At 42.8% G+C, this 18,398-nt stretch carries 14 protein-coding genes and 2 tRNA genes; 5 read left to right on the top strand and 11 right to left on the bottom strand.

Features of this window, described 5'->3' with window-relative positions:
* Positions 1–147: 147 nt before the first annotated feature.
* Positions 148–696 (bottom strand): YchJ family protein, encoded by a 549-nt coding sequence (locus Q0895_RS09185; RefSeq protein ID WP_299188037.1) that lies wholly within the window; start codon positions 694–696, stop codon positions 148–150.
* Positions 697–740: 44 nt separating this feature from the next.
* Positions 741–1,457 (bottom strand): metal-dependent hydrolase, encoded by a 717-nt coding sequence (locus Q0895_RS09180; RefSeq protein WP_299188035.1) that lies wholly within the window; start codon positions 1,455–1,457, stop codon positions 741–743.
* A 114-nt stretch (positions 1,458–1,571) separates the two neighbouring features.
* On the opposite strand from Q0895_RS09180, the gene Q0895_RS09175 reads away from it, so the two are divergent.
* A complete protein-coding gene (locus Q0895_RS09175) occupies positions 1,572–2,645 on the top strand; it encodes a DUF3025 domain-containing protein (protein ID WP_299188033.1) in 1,074 nt (357 codons plus the stop codon).
* 368 nt (positions 2,646–3,013) lie between these two features.
* Positions 3,014–5,821: an aconitate hydratase AcnA gene (acnA, locus tag Q0895_RS09170; RefSeq protein WP_299188031.1), complete on the top strand. Its 2,808-nt coding sequence runs from the start codon at positions 3,014–3,016 to the stop codon at positions 5,819–5,821.
* 139 nt (positions 5,822–5,960) lie between these two features.
* On the opposite strand, the gene Q0895_RS09165 is transcribed toward acnA, so the two are convergent.
* The 9 genes from Q0895_RS09165 to gltX form a co-directional block, all read right to left on the bottom strand.
* Entirely contained in the window at positions 5,961–6,923 is a 963-nt protein-coding gene (locus Q0895_RS09165) for a DUF4365 domain-containing protein (protein WP_299188029.1), read from the bottom strand.
* Positions 6,924–7,009: 86 nt separating this feature from the next.
* On the bottom strand, positions 7,010–7,360 hold the full coding sequence (locus Q0895_RS09160; protein WP_299188026.1) for a glutaredoxin family protein: 351 nt from the start codon (positions 7,358–7,360) through the stop codon (positions 7,010–7,012).
* Positions 7,361–7,390: 30 nt separating this feature from the next.
* The gene (locus Q0895_RS09155) at positions 7,391–8,044 is read right to left on the bottom strand and encodes a LysE family translocator (protein WP_299188023.1); all 654 of its coding nucleotides are present in this window, start codon (positions 8,042–8,044) and stop codon (positions 7,391–7,393) included.
* Between the two features lie 268 nt (positions 8,045–8,312).
* Positions 8,313–9,371, bottom strand: coding sequence for a hypothetical protein (locus Q0895_RS09150; protein ID WP_299188020.1), 1,059 nt, complete (start codon positions 9,369–9,371; stop codon positions 8,313–8,315).
* A gap of 456 nt (positions 9,372–9,827) precedes the next feature.
* Positions 9,828–9,903, bottom strand: a tRNA-Glu gene (locus Q0895_RS09145).
* A gap of 157 nt (positions 9,904–10,060) precedes the next feature.
* Positions 10,061–10,136 (bottom strand) — tRNA-Ala (locus Q0895_RS09140).
* Positions 10,137–10,240: 104 nt separating this feature from the next.
* Entirely contained in the window at positions 10,241–10,624 is a 384-nt protein-coding gene (locus Q0895_RS09135) for a hypothetical protein (RefSeq protein WP_299188017.1), read from the bottom strand.
* Between the two features lie 92 nt (positions 10,625–10,716).
* Positions 10,717–12,453: an NACHT domain-containing protein gene (locus Q0895_RS09130; RefSeq protein WP_299188014.1), complete on the bottom strand. Its 1,737-nt coding sequence runs from the start codon at positions 12,451–12,453 to the stop codon at positions 10,717–10,719.
* Between the two features lie 102 nt (positions 12,454–12,555).
* Entirely contained in the window at positions 12,556–14,100 is a 1,545-nt protein-coding gene (gene gltX, locus Q0895_RS09125; protein ID WP_299188146.1) for a glutamate--tRNA ligase, read from the bottom strand.
* A 449-nt stretch (positions 14,101–14,549) separates the two neighbouring features.
* Here gltX and rsmH point away from each other — a divergent pair, with 449 nt between their 5' ends.
* The 3 genes from rsmH to Q0895_RS09110 all read left to right on the top strand — a co-directional run bounded on the left by rsmH (position 14,550) and on the right by Q0895_RS09110 (position 18,389).
* Positions 14,550–15,551 carry a 16S rRNA (cytosine(1402)-N(4))-methyltransferase RsmH gene (rsmH, locus tag Q0895_RS09120; protein ID WP_299188144.1) on the top strand — a complete coding sequence of 334 codons (1,002 nt, stop codon included), beginning with the start codon at positions 14,550–14,552 and terminating at the stop codon, positions 15,549–15,551.
* Between the two features lie 262 nt (positions 15,552–15,813).
* Positions 15,814–16,293 (top strand): cell division protein FtsL, encoded by a 480-nt coding sequence (locus Q0895_RS09115; RefSeq protein ID WP_299188011.1) that lies wholly within the window; start codon positions 15,814–15,816, stop codon positions 16,291–16,293.
* Complete coding sequence (locus Q0895_RS09110; protein ID WP_299188009.1) at positions 16,290–18,389, top strand: penicillin-binding protein 2; 2,100 nt, start codon at positions 16,290–16,292, stop codon at positions 18,387–18,389. The genes Q0895_RS09115 and Q0895_RS09110 overlap by 4 nt, the downstream gene beginning before the upstream one ends.
* Positions 18,390–18,398: the final 9 nt, after the last annotated feature.

The following is an 18,398-nucleotide window of genomic DNA, read 5'->3' as shown; positions in this document are numbered from 1 at the left end:
TCAGCTACAGATATAGTCAGTTCGAAATAAGATCGATATGCTCATATCAACGTGCAACTGGTACAAATTTTCCTTGCTTGCTGTGTCTACGCTGACAGATGCTGCGCAAAATTCATACCAGCTGCACTGTATCGGTTTTACAGTGAATTAACTATATAATCCACAACAACGCTTAAACTTCTCACCCGAGCTGCAAATACACGGCTGCTTTTGGGCGACAGACATAGGAATGGTCGGGTCGAGAAAATACCAACGCGTATCATGATCGGCTTTATTCGCTACCTTTACAAAGGCAGACAACTCATGATGCGCTTGCAAGCCATCAGGCGTTCTAAAATAAGCTTTAAATTCAACCTGCGCGTGCCGTTTGCCAAGTTTTGCTCTGTGTTCTACAACCTCTAATCCTGTCCAATCGGTCTTAGTGGCCCATTCCTCAATTGCTGTCACATCTAGCAAGCTTTGCTGGGCGGGTAAGGTGGTTCTGACGATGTATTCTGGCTTAACTAAGACAAAAGCACTATAACGCGTGCGCATCAGACGCTCCGCCGTTTCTGCCTTGATGTCATCTGCTTCTTTATTTAAAACGCTGTCATGATAAGGCTGACAGCAGTCTTTATAAAGTAGGGGCGCGGTGGTGGTTTCTGACGCGGGGTTGATTTGGCAAGGGCAGGTTTGGAGGGCGGCAGAAGTCGACATAGTGTACTCTCATTATTTATCATTTTTTGCTGGTAGAGGCGGCCTTAACTTAGCCAGCCTTTTATCAATTCTGGCCATAGACCGAGCTTAAGCTTTGCCCAAGCTGCAGGATCACTGACCTGCTGCCAAAAGGCGTCAAACGGCGGCGCTATATATACTAATAACGCCAAAATAACGTACAGCAGCAAATACCACCATTTGTCTTTATGTTGATAAAACTTCATCGCCGTACCCGATGAGCGCTTCATTTTCATATTGGACAAATTGACGCTATATAATTCATCTAGGGCCAAATGCACCATCGCGCCGCCAAATAAAAACAAACCATACAACCAGCTCACCGTTAAGGGCAGGTGCAAAATATCATGGCTTAAATACGTCAGCGCTAATCCCAATATCGCCATATAAGGCACAGAATGGATGACGCCGCGATGCACCGTCATCGTGGTGAAGATATGAAATACTACATAACGCATAAATCCATAGCCTGCCAGCCACAATACCATCAATGCCAATAAACTCAGCTCGCTGCGCCAATGCATCACCAGCCCAAAAGCGAAGACAAAAGAGATGAGGTTAAAGCCAAGCTTAATTGGTGTTGAGTGATCCGAATCCAAGTCTGGCAAGAGGCCGCCGATGGTACCGAGCGCCGCACACATCAAAAACCCAGAGTCATCAACCAGCCCCGCTTTATAGACCGTTAAGCTCAGTGTACCGCTGACCATAAATGCAACATTTAAGTGGGTGTTAAAATTTGCCATAAAAACTCATCAATAAATAGCGCGCGAAAACATCGTTTCGAGCTGCCCGTCTAGCCGTAAAAAAGCGCACCATGATACCATAAGCCGCCCATCGCCCATGAGAGATAGTTTGATATGACTGCCAGTAATCTGCCTCCTTTGCATCGTTTAGATGCGCGTTTTGACAAGCCTTTGCCAAACGATTCGTCTGTACAGACGTCAGCCATAGTTGCCAGCAGACTTGATGACAGCTTTGCTCAGATTGACTGGCGCGCGCCGTGGCTTGGTCATGTGCAGCAGTTAGATGCTATTAGTCAAACTATTACTCAGCTCAGTGCGACAAAAGGCTTGAGCATTAAGTGCGCTAATACTAAAAGCTCTGCTCCTGAGACTCAAGTCCTTGATATCAGCCGTACCCAAAACACGCCAGACATCATTGCTAAAGTATTAAATACCGCATTGCATCAGCAGGCAGCAGCCTTGCAGCAGCGACTGCCACACACCAAGCCTGTATATAACCATAAGGCGCAGACTTTACAGTTTGTCTCACAAGATGCGTTGCCAGAGGGCGAGGCTTACGAAAGCTTTATCGGCAGTAAGGGCAATATCCCGACGCGTGATAACTTACACGACTTATTTAACGGCAGTATTTGGCTGACTTTTCCTAAGACCAAAGCCCTGCTAAACCACTACCATATGCTTGAAATTGAGCAGCAAGGGGTCGGTGCCAGTCGGGGCCGCGTCCGCGATACCATCACTGTGTTTGATGAAAACGGCGCGGTTTTGGTCACCGCCAATCCTAGCATTGGTGAGGCGTTGATTGGCTTTGACTGGCAGGGCAGTTTGGTACAGCCCCGCGCGCAGTGGGATGACCCTATAAGTCCTAGTCCAAAGGCGCAAGCGGCGGTTTATATTTTTGGTCATGCCCTTCTTGAGCAATTAATAGCACCGCGTAAGCCCTTGTGCGCGCATAGTGTGGTCATCAACGTTAGCCAAGATTTCTTTGCCTTGTCAACGCAGCAGCGCATCGCCTTTTTGGATGATAAATTGGCTGATTATATGAATGAATTATTATCAAAGGATGAAGTCACACCGCGTCATTTATCGCCACTGCCTATTTTAGGCGTGCCGCATTTTTGGGCTGAAAATAAAGATCCTAATTTTTATGATGATCCATTTGTCTTTCGTAGTGGTCGCCGCAAAAAATAATAAAAACGAATTTTTCTAACCCCTTATTAATAACCCGCTAACACATTGTTACGGTTACGATTGTGCCACGATTTGACTACGTCTAAGCGTTAACAAAGGCTTTAATATTTGTTATGGTAAAAACAAGTTGATATTAAGTTTTAAAAATACCTTTACAGCTTGTGTTAATTAAAACTTATAGTCGATTGCTTTAGGGTATTACCCTGCATTATTTTTTAGTGTCGAATGTCTTTAGTGCGTGTTGTTTTTAGTGCCTACTTTGACACAGTATTTATTTAATAAATCAATAAACTGTTTAGCCACCATTCAAAACCATAAGTTCATGATAATTTGTGTTCAGGATTTATAACAACGATAAGGAAGCTACCATGAGTGATATCTTTAATGTAAAAGACACCATTTCAGTCGATGGCAAAGAGCATGCCTATTATAGCTTGCCCAAACTTGCCGAGACTTACGACAATATCAATACGCTACCATACTGTATGAAAGTCGTACTAGAGAACCTATTGCGTAATGAAGACGATGGTCAGTCTGTCGGCAAAAACCACATCGAAGCAGTGGCCAACTGGGACGCTGGCGCTGAGGCCTCAAAAGAGATTGCCTTTATGCCGGCCCGCGTGGTGCTGCAAGATTTTACTGGTGTACCATCAGTCGTTGATCTGGCAGCGATGCGTGATGCGGTAGTAGAGCTTGGCGGACGCGCTGAGCAAATTAACCCGTTTATCCCTAGTGAGCTAGTTGTCGACCACTCGGTACAAGTGGATGCTTATGGCCGCGAAGATGCGCTGGATCTGAATGAGAGGATTGAGTTTAAGCGTAATAATGAGCGTTATGAGTTTCTCCATTGGGGCCGAAATGCCTTTGAAAACTTTGTCGTCGTTCCACCAGCGACCGGCATCGTGCACCAAGTCAACCTAGAGTATCTTGCGCGCGTAGTCATGGCAGCAGATGTCGATGGCGAACTGACGGCCTATCCTGACACGGTGTTTGGTACCGACAGTCACACCACGATGATTAATGGTATCGGTGTGCTTGGCTGGGGTGTTGGTGGTATCGAAGCTGAAGCGGCGATGCTTGGTCAGCCGTCTTCGATGCTCATTCCGCAAGTGGTTGGTTTTGAGCTGACAGGCAAACTCAGAGAAGGCGTCACCGCGACGGATTTAGTATTGCGTGTGGTTGAGATGCTACGGGCGCATGGCGTGGTAGGTAAGTTTGTCGAATTTTACGGTGAAGGCCTACATCAAATGCCGCTTGCGGATCGGGCGACGATTGCTAATATGTCGCCAGAATATGGCGCGACTTGTGGTATCTTCCCGATTGACCAAATGGCGATTGACTATCTGCGTCTATCAGGTCGTGACGAAGCGCAAATTGAGCTGGTCGAAAAATATGCCAAGGCGCAAGGCTTATGGCACGATGCTAATACGCCAGCGGCGACCTACTCAAGTAAGCTAGAGCTTGATCTGTCCTCTGTCCAGCCAGCACTGGCAGGCCCTAACCTACCGCAGCAGCGTATCAACCTATCTGATATGCACGAAAAATTCGGCGAAACGCTTGAGAAAATGACCAAAGACCGTCAGGCAGAAGTCGAAGGCAAGGTACGCTTTGATCAAGAAGGTGGTGAGCAAGAGCAAGCCAAAGACTTGGCGGCTAAACCTAAAAATTGCGATGAGGACGGTAACTTCTGTAGTATCGTTGATATCAATGATGAGCAATATAACCTGCGTGATGGCGCAGTTGTCATCGCTGCGATTACCTCTTGTACCAACACCTCAAACCCAGCGGTGATGCTCGGTGCTGGACTGGTCGCCAAGAAAGCAGCGGCAAAAGGTCTAAAAGCAAGACCTTGGGTCAAAACCTCATTAGCACCAGGATCAAAAGTGGTGACGGATTACTTAGAAAAAACCAAACTGATGGATGAGCTAGAAAAAACAGGCTTTTATCTCGTCGGTTATGGTTGTACCACTTGTATCGGTAACTCAGGACCATTGCTTGAAAGTATCGAGCAAGGTATCGAAGAAAACGACTTAGTTGCGGCTGCAGTACTCTCTGGTAACCGTAACTTTGAAGGTCGTATTCACTCACACGTCAAGGCAAGCTATTTGGCGTCGCCACCATTAGTCGTCGCTTACGCGCTGGCAGGTACGGTTGATATCGACTTAACCACCCAGCCGCTTGGTCAAGACCAAGAAGGCAACGATGTGTACTTAAAAGACATTTGGCCGACGTCAGATGAGATCAACGAGCTGATTGCCAATAACATCGATGCTGATATGTTCCGTAAAAACTATGGTGAAGTGTTCGACGGTAGTAAAGAATGGAACGCGATTAGCTCAGCCGATAGTCAGCTATATCCATGGGATGAAGGCTCAACGTACATCAAAAACCCACCGTTCTTTGATGGTATGACCATGGAGCCAGAAGGTATCCCTGATATCGAAGGCGCGCGTATCTTAGGTCTATTTGGTGACTCAATCACCACCGACCATATCTCACCTGCGGGTAATATTGATCCAAACTCACCAGCAGGTAAATACTTGCAAGAGCGCGGTGTCATGGAAGCAGACTTCAATAGCTATGGCTCACGCCGTGGTAATGATGCAGTCATGACCCGTGGTACCTTTGCCAATATCCGTATCAAAAACCAGATGATGGGCGGCAAAGAGGGTGGCTATACCTACTACTTCAAAGATGATAAGTCAACGCTACAAGATGGCGAAGAAATGGCTATCTATGATGCAGCGATGAAGTATAAAGAAGATAAGCGTCCGCTCGTCGTCCTCGGCGGGGCAGAGTATGGCTCAGGCTCGAGCCGTGACTGGGCAGCAAAAGGTACGATCTTACTGGGTGTCAAAGCAGTATTGACCACCTCGTTTGAACGTATTCACCGCTCAAATCTCGTCGGTATGGGTGTATTGCCGCTGACCTTTAAAGACGGCGAGAATGCAGACACTTACAAGCTTGATGGCTCTGAAGTACTTAGCATCACCGGCCTAAACAATGGCGAGAGCAAAACCGCTCAAGTCACTGCTACCCGTGCTGATGGCTCGACCGAAACCTTTGAGGTCAATGTCGGCTTGCAGACACCAAAAGAGCGCGAATACGTGCGTCATGGTGGCGTATTGCACTATGTGTTACGTCAGCTAGCGGCTGATAGCAAAGACGCTGCGTAATGGTTGATTAGAGTTTAGATAATGAAAAGCCCATTCGCAATGAGTGGGCTTTTTTATTATGTGATTACTTTATAGTTGTTTTTGATTTCAGTAAGCATTCGTCTTACAAAATATGCGGTTATTAGATTTTTTCAGCTAGCTAAGTATCTTCTTTCGGAGGGTACGAGGTCAACATTGCAAAATACGTGGGTAAAAACCACTCTCTGACGAGTTCCTCGTACATACTCGATAAGTTGTTCAATCGATGCCAGACATGACTCAAGCAATATACCAAAAACTGGTGATAATCTTTATTTTCTACACCTTGATTCAGTTCTTCTTTAACTGTCAGTAGCTCTTTATAGCTCCACTCCATTAGTTTCCAGAATTCGTGACCAGACCATATATCTTGTCTTAATGCTATATCGACAAAAGTTCTTATCATGTTTAATTCATTTTCAAAAGATAAATCAGTAGGTATGTTAGCTCTATCCTGCAGGCGACGAATTTCTTCTAGTTGGTAATTAAATAAGGAAAATGCACCATACATTTTTGAACGTTTGCCGTATGCTCTTAATGCTAGAAGTGCATTCTCCTGATCTAAAACTTCGTTAGCAATAGGAATATAAATTACCTTTGATTTCTTAGAAGCGTAATCGTAATCTTCTGGTATAAGCACTTTATCAATATAATCGTTAAGGCAAACATAAAAAGCTCTTTCTGATTCAGTATCTACTAGTATCAATAAAACTGGAATTGCTATACCCATAGATTGGACTGTTAATATGTCAGACATATCTAATTGGAATTTAGCAACTTCAATTTCAACATAGTCATTCTTGTTTTCAGATAACTTTCCCTTTGTTACATTTCCGCGACTATAAGCTTTTCTAGTAGCATATTCGATGCAGTCTGATGATTTTAGCTGAATAAATAAGTTCTCACCAAGCGTTTCAGCTAATTTTCTATCGTCGTTTATAAAGTCGAAAAGCTCGATGACACAATCGATCCCGTAATCAGACCCATAACTGTGAACAACCCATTCTTCAGGTAATTTTTCTCTTAAAACTCTAAAAGATATATCTTCTTTTACTTGGTTTAACGATCTTTGTTTTCTAGGCATAAAGTATCCTTAAAATCTAATATATGTTTAACAGCTTTTCGTACTGTCTTATAATCTTGCAAAGAAAAGAAGTAAGTTAAACACAATTACTGATTCTGCACATGCCATTCAATCTCAGGTTTATTATAGCCTCGAATCAATTCATCATTAAACATCAGCAAAGGCACGCCGCCACCGCCGAGACTTTCGTATTGTCGAAAGCCTTCAGCCGAGCGCTCGATATCATATTCGCAATAGTCTACATTATGCGAGGCAAGCAACTCTCTAGTCTGCTCACAATAAGGGCACCACACAGCACCGTATAAAACAATATCATTGTTATTAGAGGCGTCACAAGCAACTGAATCAACCGTGACCGTACTGTCATTGATAAGGTAAATACAGCTTATCAATACAACAATGCCGAGAGCGCCCGAAAACAGCTTTATAAAACTCATAGACTTACCGTTTTTATCTTTCAAAACTTTTTATTCTTTTTCAGTCAACAACTTAATCCCCAAGCCAATAAACACCGCGCCACTGATCTTATTCAAGATAGTCTCAATCGCTGGGTTTTCGCGTAACTTTTTACTAAATCTTGACGCCAGTAGTGCCAAGCATAAGCACCATATGAAACCAGTAATAGCAAAACTCAAACCCAAAATCAGAAATGATAATGCGCTATAAGTATAGTTAGGATCAATAAACTGCGGAAAAAAGGCCAGGAAGAATAGCGCGACTTTTGGATTAAAGGTATTGGTTAAGACGCCTTGCTGATATATTTTGCCGTAATCAAGTCGCTTTGCTGGCGCGGCCTTGTTATTAATGGGTAAGCCTTTTGCTATGACAGAGTCCGTCTTTTGCGTGAGCATCTTGACCCCTAAGTAGCATAAGTAGGTGGCACCAATATATTTAACAATAGTAAATGCTAGTGGAGAGTTGGCTAAAATGATTGATAGTCCTAATGCCGCCAATACCGTGTGCACTAGTATTCCAGTGACAATGCCCAGTACAGAATAGAAACCAGCTTTGTTCCCTTGTGAGACGCTGCGAGTGATGATATACATGCTATCTGTGCCAGGTGTCAGGTTCAACAAAATCGCCGCTAAAATAAACCCTAGATAATTCTCGATACCGAACATCGCAATCACTTCCCTTTGATGGTTCTAAAAATTCATACGTCCTAGAGCATTTTTATATTGTATAAAATACTTATGGGGTAGATAGTAGCGAGCATTGGATAGGTTGGCAATAGCGCGAGTAATTATAAAGTAGTGAGAATAAAACTAAGAAGTATTTTAGAAATGATAGCCATAAAACAAGCCCAATCATCGTATGTGATTGGGCTTATTATGGGTAAGTACTATTGACTAATAATCAGTTTTACTAGATCTATAATCTAACATACTCTTATCTAACATTGTCACCCCAAGTAACAATAGGCTTGTCTAAACGGTGCTTAGTAGCAGCACTTTTGGCACCCATAGTAGCAGCGATGAAAGTTAAGATAGTACTGATTAACCAAAATAGACCACTATACAAGGCAGCTTTACGAGCAACATCTTCAGCTTGTTGTAAATTTTGATCAACGGTTTGTTGGGCTTGCGCGATATATTGCTCAGTTTGTGTTTTGTACTCATTAAATGACTGTACTACTTCTGAACGTACTTCAGTCGCTTGCGCTTCGCTTAATCCTTCTTGCTGTAGGCGGTTGATTAGCTCAGGACCTTTTAATGTCTGCTCAATAGATGCCATGCGTTGTTTTGCATACTCATCAATATTACGCCATGTATCAATACTCGTGAAGTCCATATCGGTAACATCACTTTTGGTTTCGTTAATCATCTCATCCAACACATTAGTCGTCGCTTGGATTTGTTGATCGTTTAAGTCTTGAGTATTTTTGGCTACCATAGCACTGATATCAGCTTTGCTGATGTTACCAGATACTGTTTGATAAACTTCTTGCGCTTTTTGCTGAACCTGCGTAACAGTACTATCAGGTGCAGCGATGGCTGCTGTACTTGCCGCTGATGTACCAGCTGCTGCTACACCACCTGCAGTTTTTGCTACTGTACTAACCGTACCACCAACAGCATTACCAGCCGTCGCTAGGATACCAGTTGCACTACTAAAAGTGAAAAACGTGGTTACTAATACAATTAGAGCAGCAGTCAACATACCAGTCAACGTAGCGTCTTTTTGATCGACATCTGTACCATCACCGAATAAAGCTTCAGGTGCAGAGTATTTGATAGCAAAATAGCCTGCAACATAAGCACTGACTAAGGCAGTAATAGCAGCATAAATACCAGCAGCAATACTAGTACCTTTTAGGTCAAACGGTATAAATGAGCTTAGGATTAAAGCGATAGCGATCATCGCCATGACTACGAGCAGTCCCATAATAAGACCTGCTAGCACGCCGCGCCATGAAGGGCGACGTTGAGGCGTATAGGTAGGTAACATAACAATTCCTTATCACATGTTATTTAAACGCTAATTTGCATATCATTATTGTTGATTTCTATAAAGAAGCTTGTAAAAGTCTTCATTAAGTACAAGGCAATCATAATTAATAGATGAATATATTCATAATAGCGTTAAGTAGAGAAACACTGACTTTGTGTATAAGGGTGTTAATTTGTGTCACCAAATCCGCTAAATGTAAACTTGTGTGACTTTGTCGTTATCATAGTTAAACTATTGATTGCAAAGTAAATATTTTATATTTTTAGACTCTTTTATATGTACAAATGGAAAGGGTTTTGAGACTAGATATAAGTCTGCGTCTTTATACATGCGTTTTGAGCAGACATAAAAAAAGCCCATTCACAACGAATTGTGAATGGGCTTTTTAGTGGAGCGATTATTAGTCTAATCCAATACAAGCTTGTAAAAGTGCTAATAATTGACGCCGAATAGTGGCGTCCCCAGGGGGATTCGAACCCCCGTTACCGCCGTGAAAGGGCGGTGTCCTAGGCCTCTAGACGATGGGGACGCATAGAGTGTCATAACCTGTGGTTATAACGGTACTTCACAATATCAGAGTGCTTATCTATTAATAATAGTGCAAGCCTTGCCTAGGTGCTGATATCGTCCTACTAGCGAGTATTTATTATAAAATTCAGTAGTACTGAGCTTTGCTATAAATAGTATGGTGGAGCTAAACGGAGTCGAACCGTTGACCCCTTGCATGCCATGCAAGTGCTCTACCAACTGAGCTATAGCCCCTCGCTAAGAGTGTGCGTATTTTAGGTAAGAGTGACGACGTTGTCAACTGCTATTTTAAAAATAATTCATAAAAATATAAAAAAAAGTGTTTAGGGCTATTTTTTCTACCAATTTAGGCCAAAATAGCATGGATTTTGTTTGACGGCGATCTCTTTTAGGGCTTTATCGGTATAAAACTCTTCTTCACTACCATCAGAAAAAACAATCGCACAGCATTCAGCGGGAGTGTATTGACCACCTTTTTCTCTGATCGTCCTTATTCCTTTAATACCAATGATGTCAAACTCGCTTAATTTATCCAGATTGTGCTTGGTGTAGCCACAGTACGTGCTGTATATCCATTTAAAATCTTCAAAGTCTTGACCTGTTATTAGGGTTAGCTTTGCCTCAAAAAGCTCTTTTACGATGGCATTATAGTATTTCTGTGCTTCTTTCAGGGTATTAAAGACATAATCTTTGCTTTCTATCGTGACGGTTTTGGCAGCCATGTTTAGTTCCAATTAAGAGATTTAACAGAAATATTACTCTTACGACACCTGTTTCAGGTTTGTATTTACACGCTTGTATACAGGGATACTTGTTATAAATCAAAATTTATTTCATCTGCTTTGTTAATATAGTCGTTCAGTTCTTGTCTAGTTTTCAATATCTCACGACCGATAACGATAGATTTTTGGTAAATCAATTCTAATGTTTTTCTATCAAAAAAATCTTCTAAACTTTGAAAGTTCTCATAAGGGGGCTCATTACTAGTTAGACTAAATCCATGACCTGGTTTAGCATCTTCGTCTGCTATAAAGCTAACAAAATTAAGCAATGTTTTTAACTGAGGAGGTGTTAAGAGCACTAATGTAGTTATTATTTTTCCTTTATTATACAGACGAAAGAAAGAACCCATTGCTTTGACATGCTGAATATATAGATTTTTAACTATACAGTTGCTTTGAGATGTAATCTCGTAGCAGTCAATGTACTCAATCAGTGCAGGTGTTTTGAAGTGTTTATAGTAATTGTATGTATCGCTTTCTTCTAAAAAATTAGTAATGTTAGACATACGAGCATATTTTTCTAATTGAGAAATCTGCCGTAGTTTCAGGTAAAATCTCTCTTTGGCTTTTTCAGGTTTTTTATGAACAAAGCTAGCATAAAAATACTCTTGAATGCTTTTATGTATAAAAGAGTAGTCAATACCATCTTTCAGTAATAAACATATGACTTTAGAGAAGTCATCCAACACCTTTTCGGCGCTCACCTCGATCCTCTGTCTTTTTAAGCAATCATCTATAAATCCAATTACTTCAGCATGGCTAAAAATAAGCTTGTCGTTATTACACGTAGTAAAGCAAAACTCCTCAAAGACTTCTCGTAGTTGAGTTTCAGTTAAATTACTACTCAACCCTCTTTTATAGCCGGGTTTAGTCTTATCATGGCGAGAAATAAGTACAGAAAATAGTTCTTTATAAAACTCACTTTGATTCGTTGGTATTTCTAAGTTCGATCGGTAATTCATTACAAACAAAGTAACCATCAGTGGCGTCGTCAATAAATTTTGTATTTCAGTAGTACTACCTTCAATAGCTTTTTTTAGTAAGTTTCTAGATTCTTCCTCTGTTACAAGCTTGTCTACTAACTTATCTTGTTCATGTAAGGTATAATCAGAGAATTTAAAAACTCTAAAGCTGTTAGATTTTTGAATATCGGCTTCTGGACGAGAGCTAATAACTATTTGTAAACCTTCATAACGCTCACACCAACCCTCAATCTCATTTATCAACCTACCAACTTTTTCATACGGTACTTCATCAAAACCATCTAGAAATAAAACTAAGCTACCGCTACTAGCAAATTTTTCAAAATCATCATCATTGAATAGTGGTATCCAGTTTTTTATCTTATCACTAATAGCCGCTTTTAGACTCTGGCTGTCTTCAAGTCGTCTTAACTCAAAGAAAATAGGAACTCTCTGACCTTTTGTGGCTTCCTGATAGGTTAGGTAACGCATGAAAATAGATTTACCCTGGCCTACGGTACCTTCCAAAACTAACGACTCGCTACTTATATCTAATATGTTGTCAACAGATCCCTGAATTTTATCTATCTTAGTAGCCACATAAAATTTATGTAAATCAATGCTATCATCACCTTTATATATAGTTTTTACCTTAACTACTTCAATTATTCTAGTAGAAAGGGTTTTGAGCGAATTTTCTATCTTTTGATTGCGAGTACCTTTCAATGCTTCTTTAAACGTCCAGCCGAAAGCCTTTGTTAAAGGATCTTTTAATAAGGTAGCTAAGACAGTGGCTGTAATGCTCATAAGGTTTAAATATCCATTAAATTTTACCAAAAAAAAGCTATCCTAATCGTATATTGATTAGGATAACTTGAACAGTTCTTAAAGACTTATTTTTAATAAATCTTAACTATTTTCAGCAGCAGCTAAAAAGTCCGGCAACTCTGCTGATTTTTTCTCAAGCTTTTTAAGTTTCTTTTTACCGAGGCCGCCTAGTACATCAACAGCATGACGCAAGCGAGTCAGGGTCATATCAGCACCGATAATCGCCATCGAATTCATAACAGGCGTCGATGAGGTGCTACCCGCAATAGCGATAAAGAACGGTGCCATAAAGTCGCGCATCTTAATATCAAGGTGCACCGCAAGACCTTTAAGCGTGGCGTAGATGTTTGCCTCCGTCCATGTAGGCAAGGTTTCTAGCTGCCAAAGGGCGAGTTGTAGCATCTCGATGATTTGCTCAGGCTCAAGCGATTTATGGGTAAAGCTTTCTGCATTAATATCAGGTAGGTTCTGGAAATAAAACCCGCCCCAATTGACTGCATCAGACAATAGCTCAATGCGTGGCTGAATCGCAGCAGCGATAGCGGTGAGTTTATCGCTGTCACTGGCCCAATCGAGGATCTTGTTTTTTAACTCTTCAGGCGTGAGCGCGCGTAGCCACTCGCTATTTAACCAATTAAGCTTTTCGATATCGAAGATAGGCCCACCAAGTGACACACGCTGGATATCAAAGCTGGCAATCATCTCATCTAAGGTGAACTTTTCGGTGTCGTCAGGCAGTGAGTAGCCCATACGGCCCAGATAGTTGAGCAGCGCTTCAGGTAGTACGCCAGCATCACGGTAGTAAGTGATAGAGGTTGGGTTTTTACGTTTCGACAGTTTTGATTTATCTGGGTTACGCAGTAATGGCATGTGGCAAAGGGTCGGCATCTCCCAACCAAAATATTCATAAAGCAGCTGATGCTTGGGTGCTGAGTTTAGCCATTCTTCACCACGCATCACGTGACTGATGTCCATCAAATGATCATCGACGACGTTGGCAAGGTGATACGTTGGCATGCCGTCGGTTTTTAGTAGCACTTGCATGTCAACTTGCGCCCAAGGAATCTCAACAGTACCGCGTAGCATGTCATGTACTTGGCAGACGCCTTCGGTTGGCACGCGCATACGAATGACGTTTGGTTTGCCTTCATTGACCAGTTGCTCAGTTTTTTCGGGAGCAAGATGAGCACAGCGCCCGTCATAGCGCGGGGTTTCGCCATTGGCCATTTGTTCAGCGCGCATGGCATCTAGCTCCTCGCTAGTACAAAAACAGCGAAACGCATGATTGTTATCTAATAGCTTGTTCGCATGTTCTTTATAAATATCGCTGCGCTCGCTTTGACGATAGGGGGCGTGTGGTCCACCAATATCTGGCCCCTCGCTCCAGTCCAGGCCGACCCAGCGTAGTGCATCCAAAATCATTTGTTCAGACTGTTCGGTTGAGCGGGTTTGGTCGGTGTCTTCGATACGCAAAATAAATTCACCACCATTCGCTTTAGCAAACGCTAAGTTAAACAGCGCAATATAAGCAGTACCGACATGTGGAAAGCCAGTCGGGGATGGCGCAATACGAGTACGGACAGGACGCGAGCCGTTAGGAGTAGTTTGAGTAGAGGTTTGCATGATAAAGTTCTCAAAAAGGTTGTTTATGATAAAAAATGACAATGAAAAATAAGAATGAGTAAGAAATAAGAATGAATAGAAGTTAAAGTAGAAAAATAGCGTAAAATATAGCGCTAGTATAACAGAGAGACATGATATTTTTAACGAAAAGGCCGTCTAGCGCTTGACTACAGATGTATCCTTGCGATAATAACGCTAGATAAGTCATAACTTGTTTATTTTTATCTAATTATTGGCCTTGGTGGTCGTCATCTATTGAGTTGTTTGTGTCATTGTCAAAATATAAGCCAAAACCTAAACCGACATCTAAGTCAGATACCAAAGCCAACCCTTCTTCTAATACCGGAATGTCTGAATCAATGGTTAGCCCATCTTCTATGAAAAACGTCCCTACTAAAGAGGTCAACCAGCAGAGTGATCAAACGACTCAAGCACTTAGTCAAGATGATACGATGGTTGATGACGCAAGTTTTGTGCACGATGCGGTGCTGCTGCAAGAGACCGTCGCTGCGGTATTAGGGATAAAATCCTTACCCAAACAAACAGATGGTAATGATCAAAACAGCTTACAGTTAAGTGGTATTTATGTCGATGCGACCTTTGGCCGTGGCGGTCATAGCAGGCTGCTATTAAGTCAGCTTGCCGATGATGCTCAGCTGATTGTCTTTGATAAAGACCCGACTGCGATTAACGTTGCTCGTAAGCTTGCAAGTGAAGACAGCCGCGTACAGGTCATTCATGATAGCTTCGCTACGTTGACTGACAGTCTGGCGGATTTGGGTATTACTCAAGTTGATGGGCTCATGGCGGATTTGGGTATCTCCTCACCGCAGATTGATGATGGTAGCCGCGGTTTTAGTTTTATGCGCGATGGCGCGGTCGATATGCGTATGGATACCAGTCGTGGCCAGTCGGTTGCCGAATGGCTCGAGCAAGTCGATGATGAGACTTTGGCTAACGTACTTTATGAGTTTGGCGAAGAGCGTCATAGTCGCCGTATTGCGCGCGCTATCAAACAGATGGACAGCTATGAGTCCACACTTGAGCTGGCAGAAGTGATTAAAGTTGCGCACCCTAATTGGCAACGCGGTAAGCATCCAGCGACGCAAAGCTTTCAAGCCATGCGCATCTTTATTAATAATGAGCTTGGCGATGTCGATGACTTCTTAGCACAAAGTATTCCGATCCTAAAGCCAGGAGGACAGCTGGCAGTCATTAGCTTTCATTCGTTAGAAGATCGACGTATTAAGCAGTTTTTGCAGCGCCATAGCAAAGGGCAGTATCCAGAAGATGAGAATCTACCGATGCCGCCCAAGCGTCCACGTTATTTTAGTAAGCCCAAACGTATCGGTCCAAGTAAAGCTGAGGTCAGCCACAATCCACGCGCGCGTAGTGCTTGGTTACGAATGGCAACACGTACAGATACAGCCTATCAGCAGACAGATGCATCTTAAACCTTAGGTGAAATCATTGGACAAACCACGTATGGTTGCTAATGTTTATCTAAATAGTGCGCGAATGTGTTAATCGCTACGCCACTGTTAAAAAGCTGTAAATATTGTCTGCTAGGCTCAGCAGTTAATTTTTCGTTTGGTTGTTTTTTGGTCAGTTGACTGAGATATTTGTTTTTATGTTTTATTGATAGTGCTGATAAGTTATTTGTAAATCTAAAACAGTTAGCGCTTTTATACTTCAAGCCCACTTTTTGAGATCGTCATGGCAATATCTGACAAACCTGCAAACCGCCACGCCGCTATGTCCAATACGACCGATGTTGGCGAACTATTCGCGCGTCGATTCAATGTCGTCAGTATCTATATGGTTGTACTGTTGCTATTGGCAGGTGCAATCGTATGGAGCGGTATCAAAACGGCTGAAGACGTTCAGCAATATCATCAGGATTATAGAACCTTGCAAGACATGAAAAAACAAGAGCGTAAGCTAAAAGTAGAACACCAACGTTTGCTCATTGAGCAGCAAACCTTTAGTGCCACACCGCAGATTGCTAGTCGCGCAGTTGCTGAGCTAGGTATGTATTCACCAACGCTAAAGGACAAGCTAATTATTCAGCCAGGAGTTGCTACCGCATTGAAACCAGTGGTAACCGACTCAGCTGAGAATGGCTCGTACGATATTGGACCAAGAGCTTCTACAGATTTGTCTCCTGATGTGCCAGCAGAGGAGGCAGGACAATGAGTGATAAAAAACCAAAAAGCACTGGCAAGAAAAATGCAAAAAATACCAGCAAAAAACCAGCCAGCGGTAAAGTCATTAAGCCTTTACGCCGTGCCAATACTGCTAAAACAGACAATAAGACTTCAAACACCAAATCTTCTAAAGCAGGTACGAACAATCGTTCTGCTAAGCTGTTTGGACGACTGAAGAACAACGACAATCAAGGCGCTTACACCAGTGTCAAAAACCGCAAAAAAGTCATTTTTAGCAAAGCCTCTGGCGCCTCCTCGCGTGGAGGGTTTGAAAACGACAAAAACCGTTTTCGTACTATTTGGGGCATTGCCTTAGTCGTATTAGGCTTATTAATAGCACGCGCTTATTATCTACAAGTAGCTAACGCACAGTTTTATCAAGATAAAGGCAATGAGCTTATCACAAGCGTGCGTACACAAAAATCCTATCGCGGCATGATTACTGATCGCAACGATTTGCCTTTAGCAGTCAGCGCTCCGCTTGCGACTGTGTCGTTTAGTCCGCATGATTATGCGCGCGAATACTATGAGCTCAATCGTGTAAAAATCGCCAATCCTGATAGTCCGCAGCTACAAGCGCGTATGCAAAAACGCTTAGACAATATGGATTTAACCCGCTTAGCGGCTGCCGCTAATATCCCAGTTGGTGAGCTTGAAAAAGCAGTCGCCATTGATGACAGTATCGACGTCACCGATGAGGAAGCGGTAAAAGCGGCACTTCCATCGGGCCCTGGCTCGCATTATTTGCCATTACTAAATAAGGTCACCCCTGAGATTGCCCAAAGTGTTAGCTCGCTTGATTTTCCTGGTGTTTACGAAAAAAACTTTTTTCAGCGTTATTACCCGCAGCCGCAGCCCAATTCGCAATTGCTTGGGTTTATGGGACAAAATGCCAACGATCCTGAGGGTGGTTACGAAGGTCGTGCAGGTATTGAGCGTCAGTACGAAAAAACATTGGCAGGGGAAGATGGCAAGGTCTTGGTGTTAAAAGATGCCAAACAAAATAGCTTAAGAGAAATCAAACAAGTCGAACCAGAAATCGCAGGGCAGGACGTGGCGTTGACTATTGATTCGCGTTTGCAGTATCTGCTTTATAAAGAGTTAGAGAAAGCAGGACGCTTGCAGCAAGCACGTTGGTCGACTGGTATGGTGGTCGATGTACAAACTGGTGAAGTATTGGCGCTATCGACATGGCCATCATTTAACTCTAACAATCTCAATGATATGACTGGTGAAAACCAACGCAACCGGGCGCTACTTGATGTTTTTGAGCCAGGTTCGGTGATGAAACCCTTTACCGTCGCTGCTGCGTTAGACTCTGGTAAATACACTGCCAATTCTTTAATCGATACCAACCCCGGTTCTATTCGCGTCCGTGGTTATACGATTCGCGATCACCGTAATCTAGGTATGATTAATATGGCGACGCTACTACAGAAATCGAGTAACGTGGCTTCGACTAAGATTGCCTTGTCTCTACCGCCTGATGCGATTACCAATATGCAAAAACAATTTGGCTTTGGGGCCAAAACCCCGCTTAAATTCCCAGGTGAGGGCGCAGGTCTAGTGACTACGCCAAAAGAAAAAGAAACGGCCCGCCGTGCGACAGTCAGTTATGGTTATGGCCTACAAGTGACGCTTGCGCAAGTAGCACAGGCTTATGCAGCATTGGCCTCGGGCGGTGTCATGCATCCATTGACTTTGACTAAGACTGATAAGCCATTGCCCAGTAAGCGCATTATGGAACATGAGCAAGCGATGTCGATTGTCAAGATGCTTGAGGCAGTAACAGAGCCAGGTGGTACCGCAAAGGCGGCAGCTATTGATGGTTACCGCGTCGCTGGCAAAACAGGGACATCGCGCCGGATTAACCCAGATGGAGGCTATTATACTGACCAATATCGCAACGTATTTGCTGGCATGGCTCCTGCATCAAATCCAAAGTTAGTCGGTGTCGTTTTGATCGAAGACCCTCGTAGTCAGATTTATGCAGGCTTGACTGCAGCTCCAGTTTTTCACAATGTTATGAAAGAGGCTTTGCGCTTGTATAATGTGCCTTTAGATAAGCCTTTACAAACTGAATAAGCCAAGCAA

This window comes from uncultured Psychrobacter sp. (genome assembly GCF_947495825.1).
In the GTDB taxonomy this organism is placed as follows: domain Bacteria; phylum Pseudomonadota; class Gammaproteobacteria; order Pseudomonadales; family Moraxellaceae; genus Psychrobacter.
This window is presented reverse-complemented; position numbering and strand designations above follow the sequence as displayed.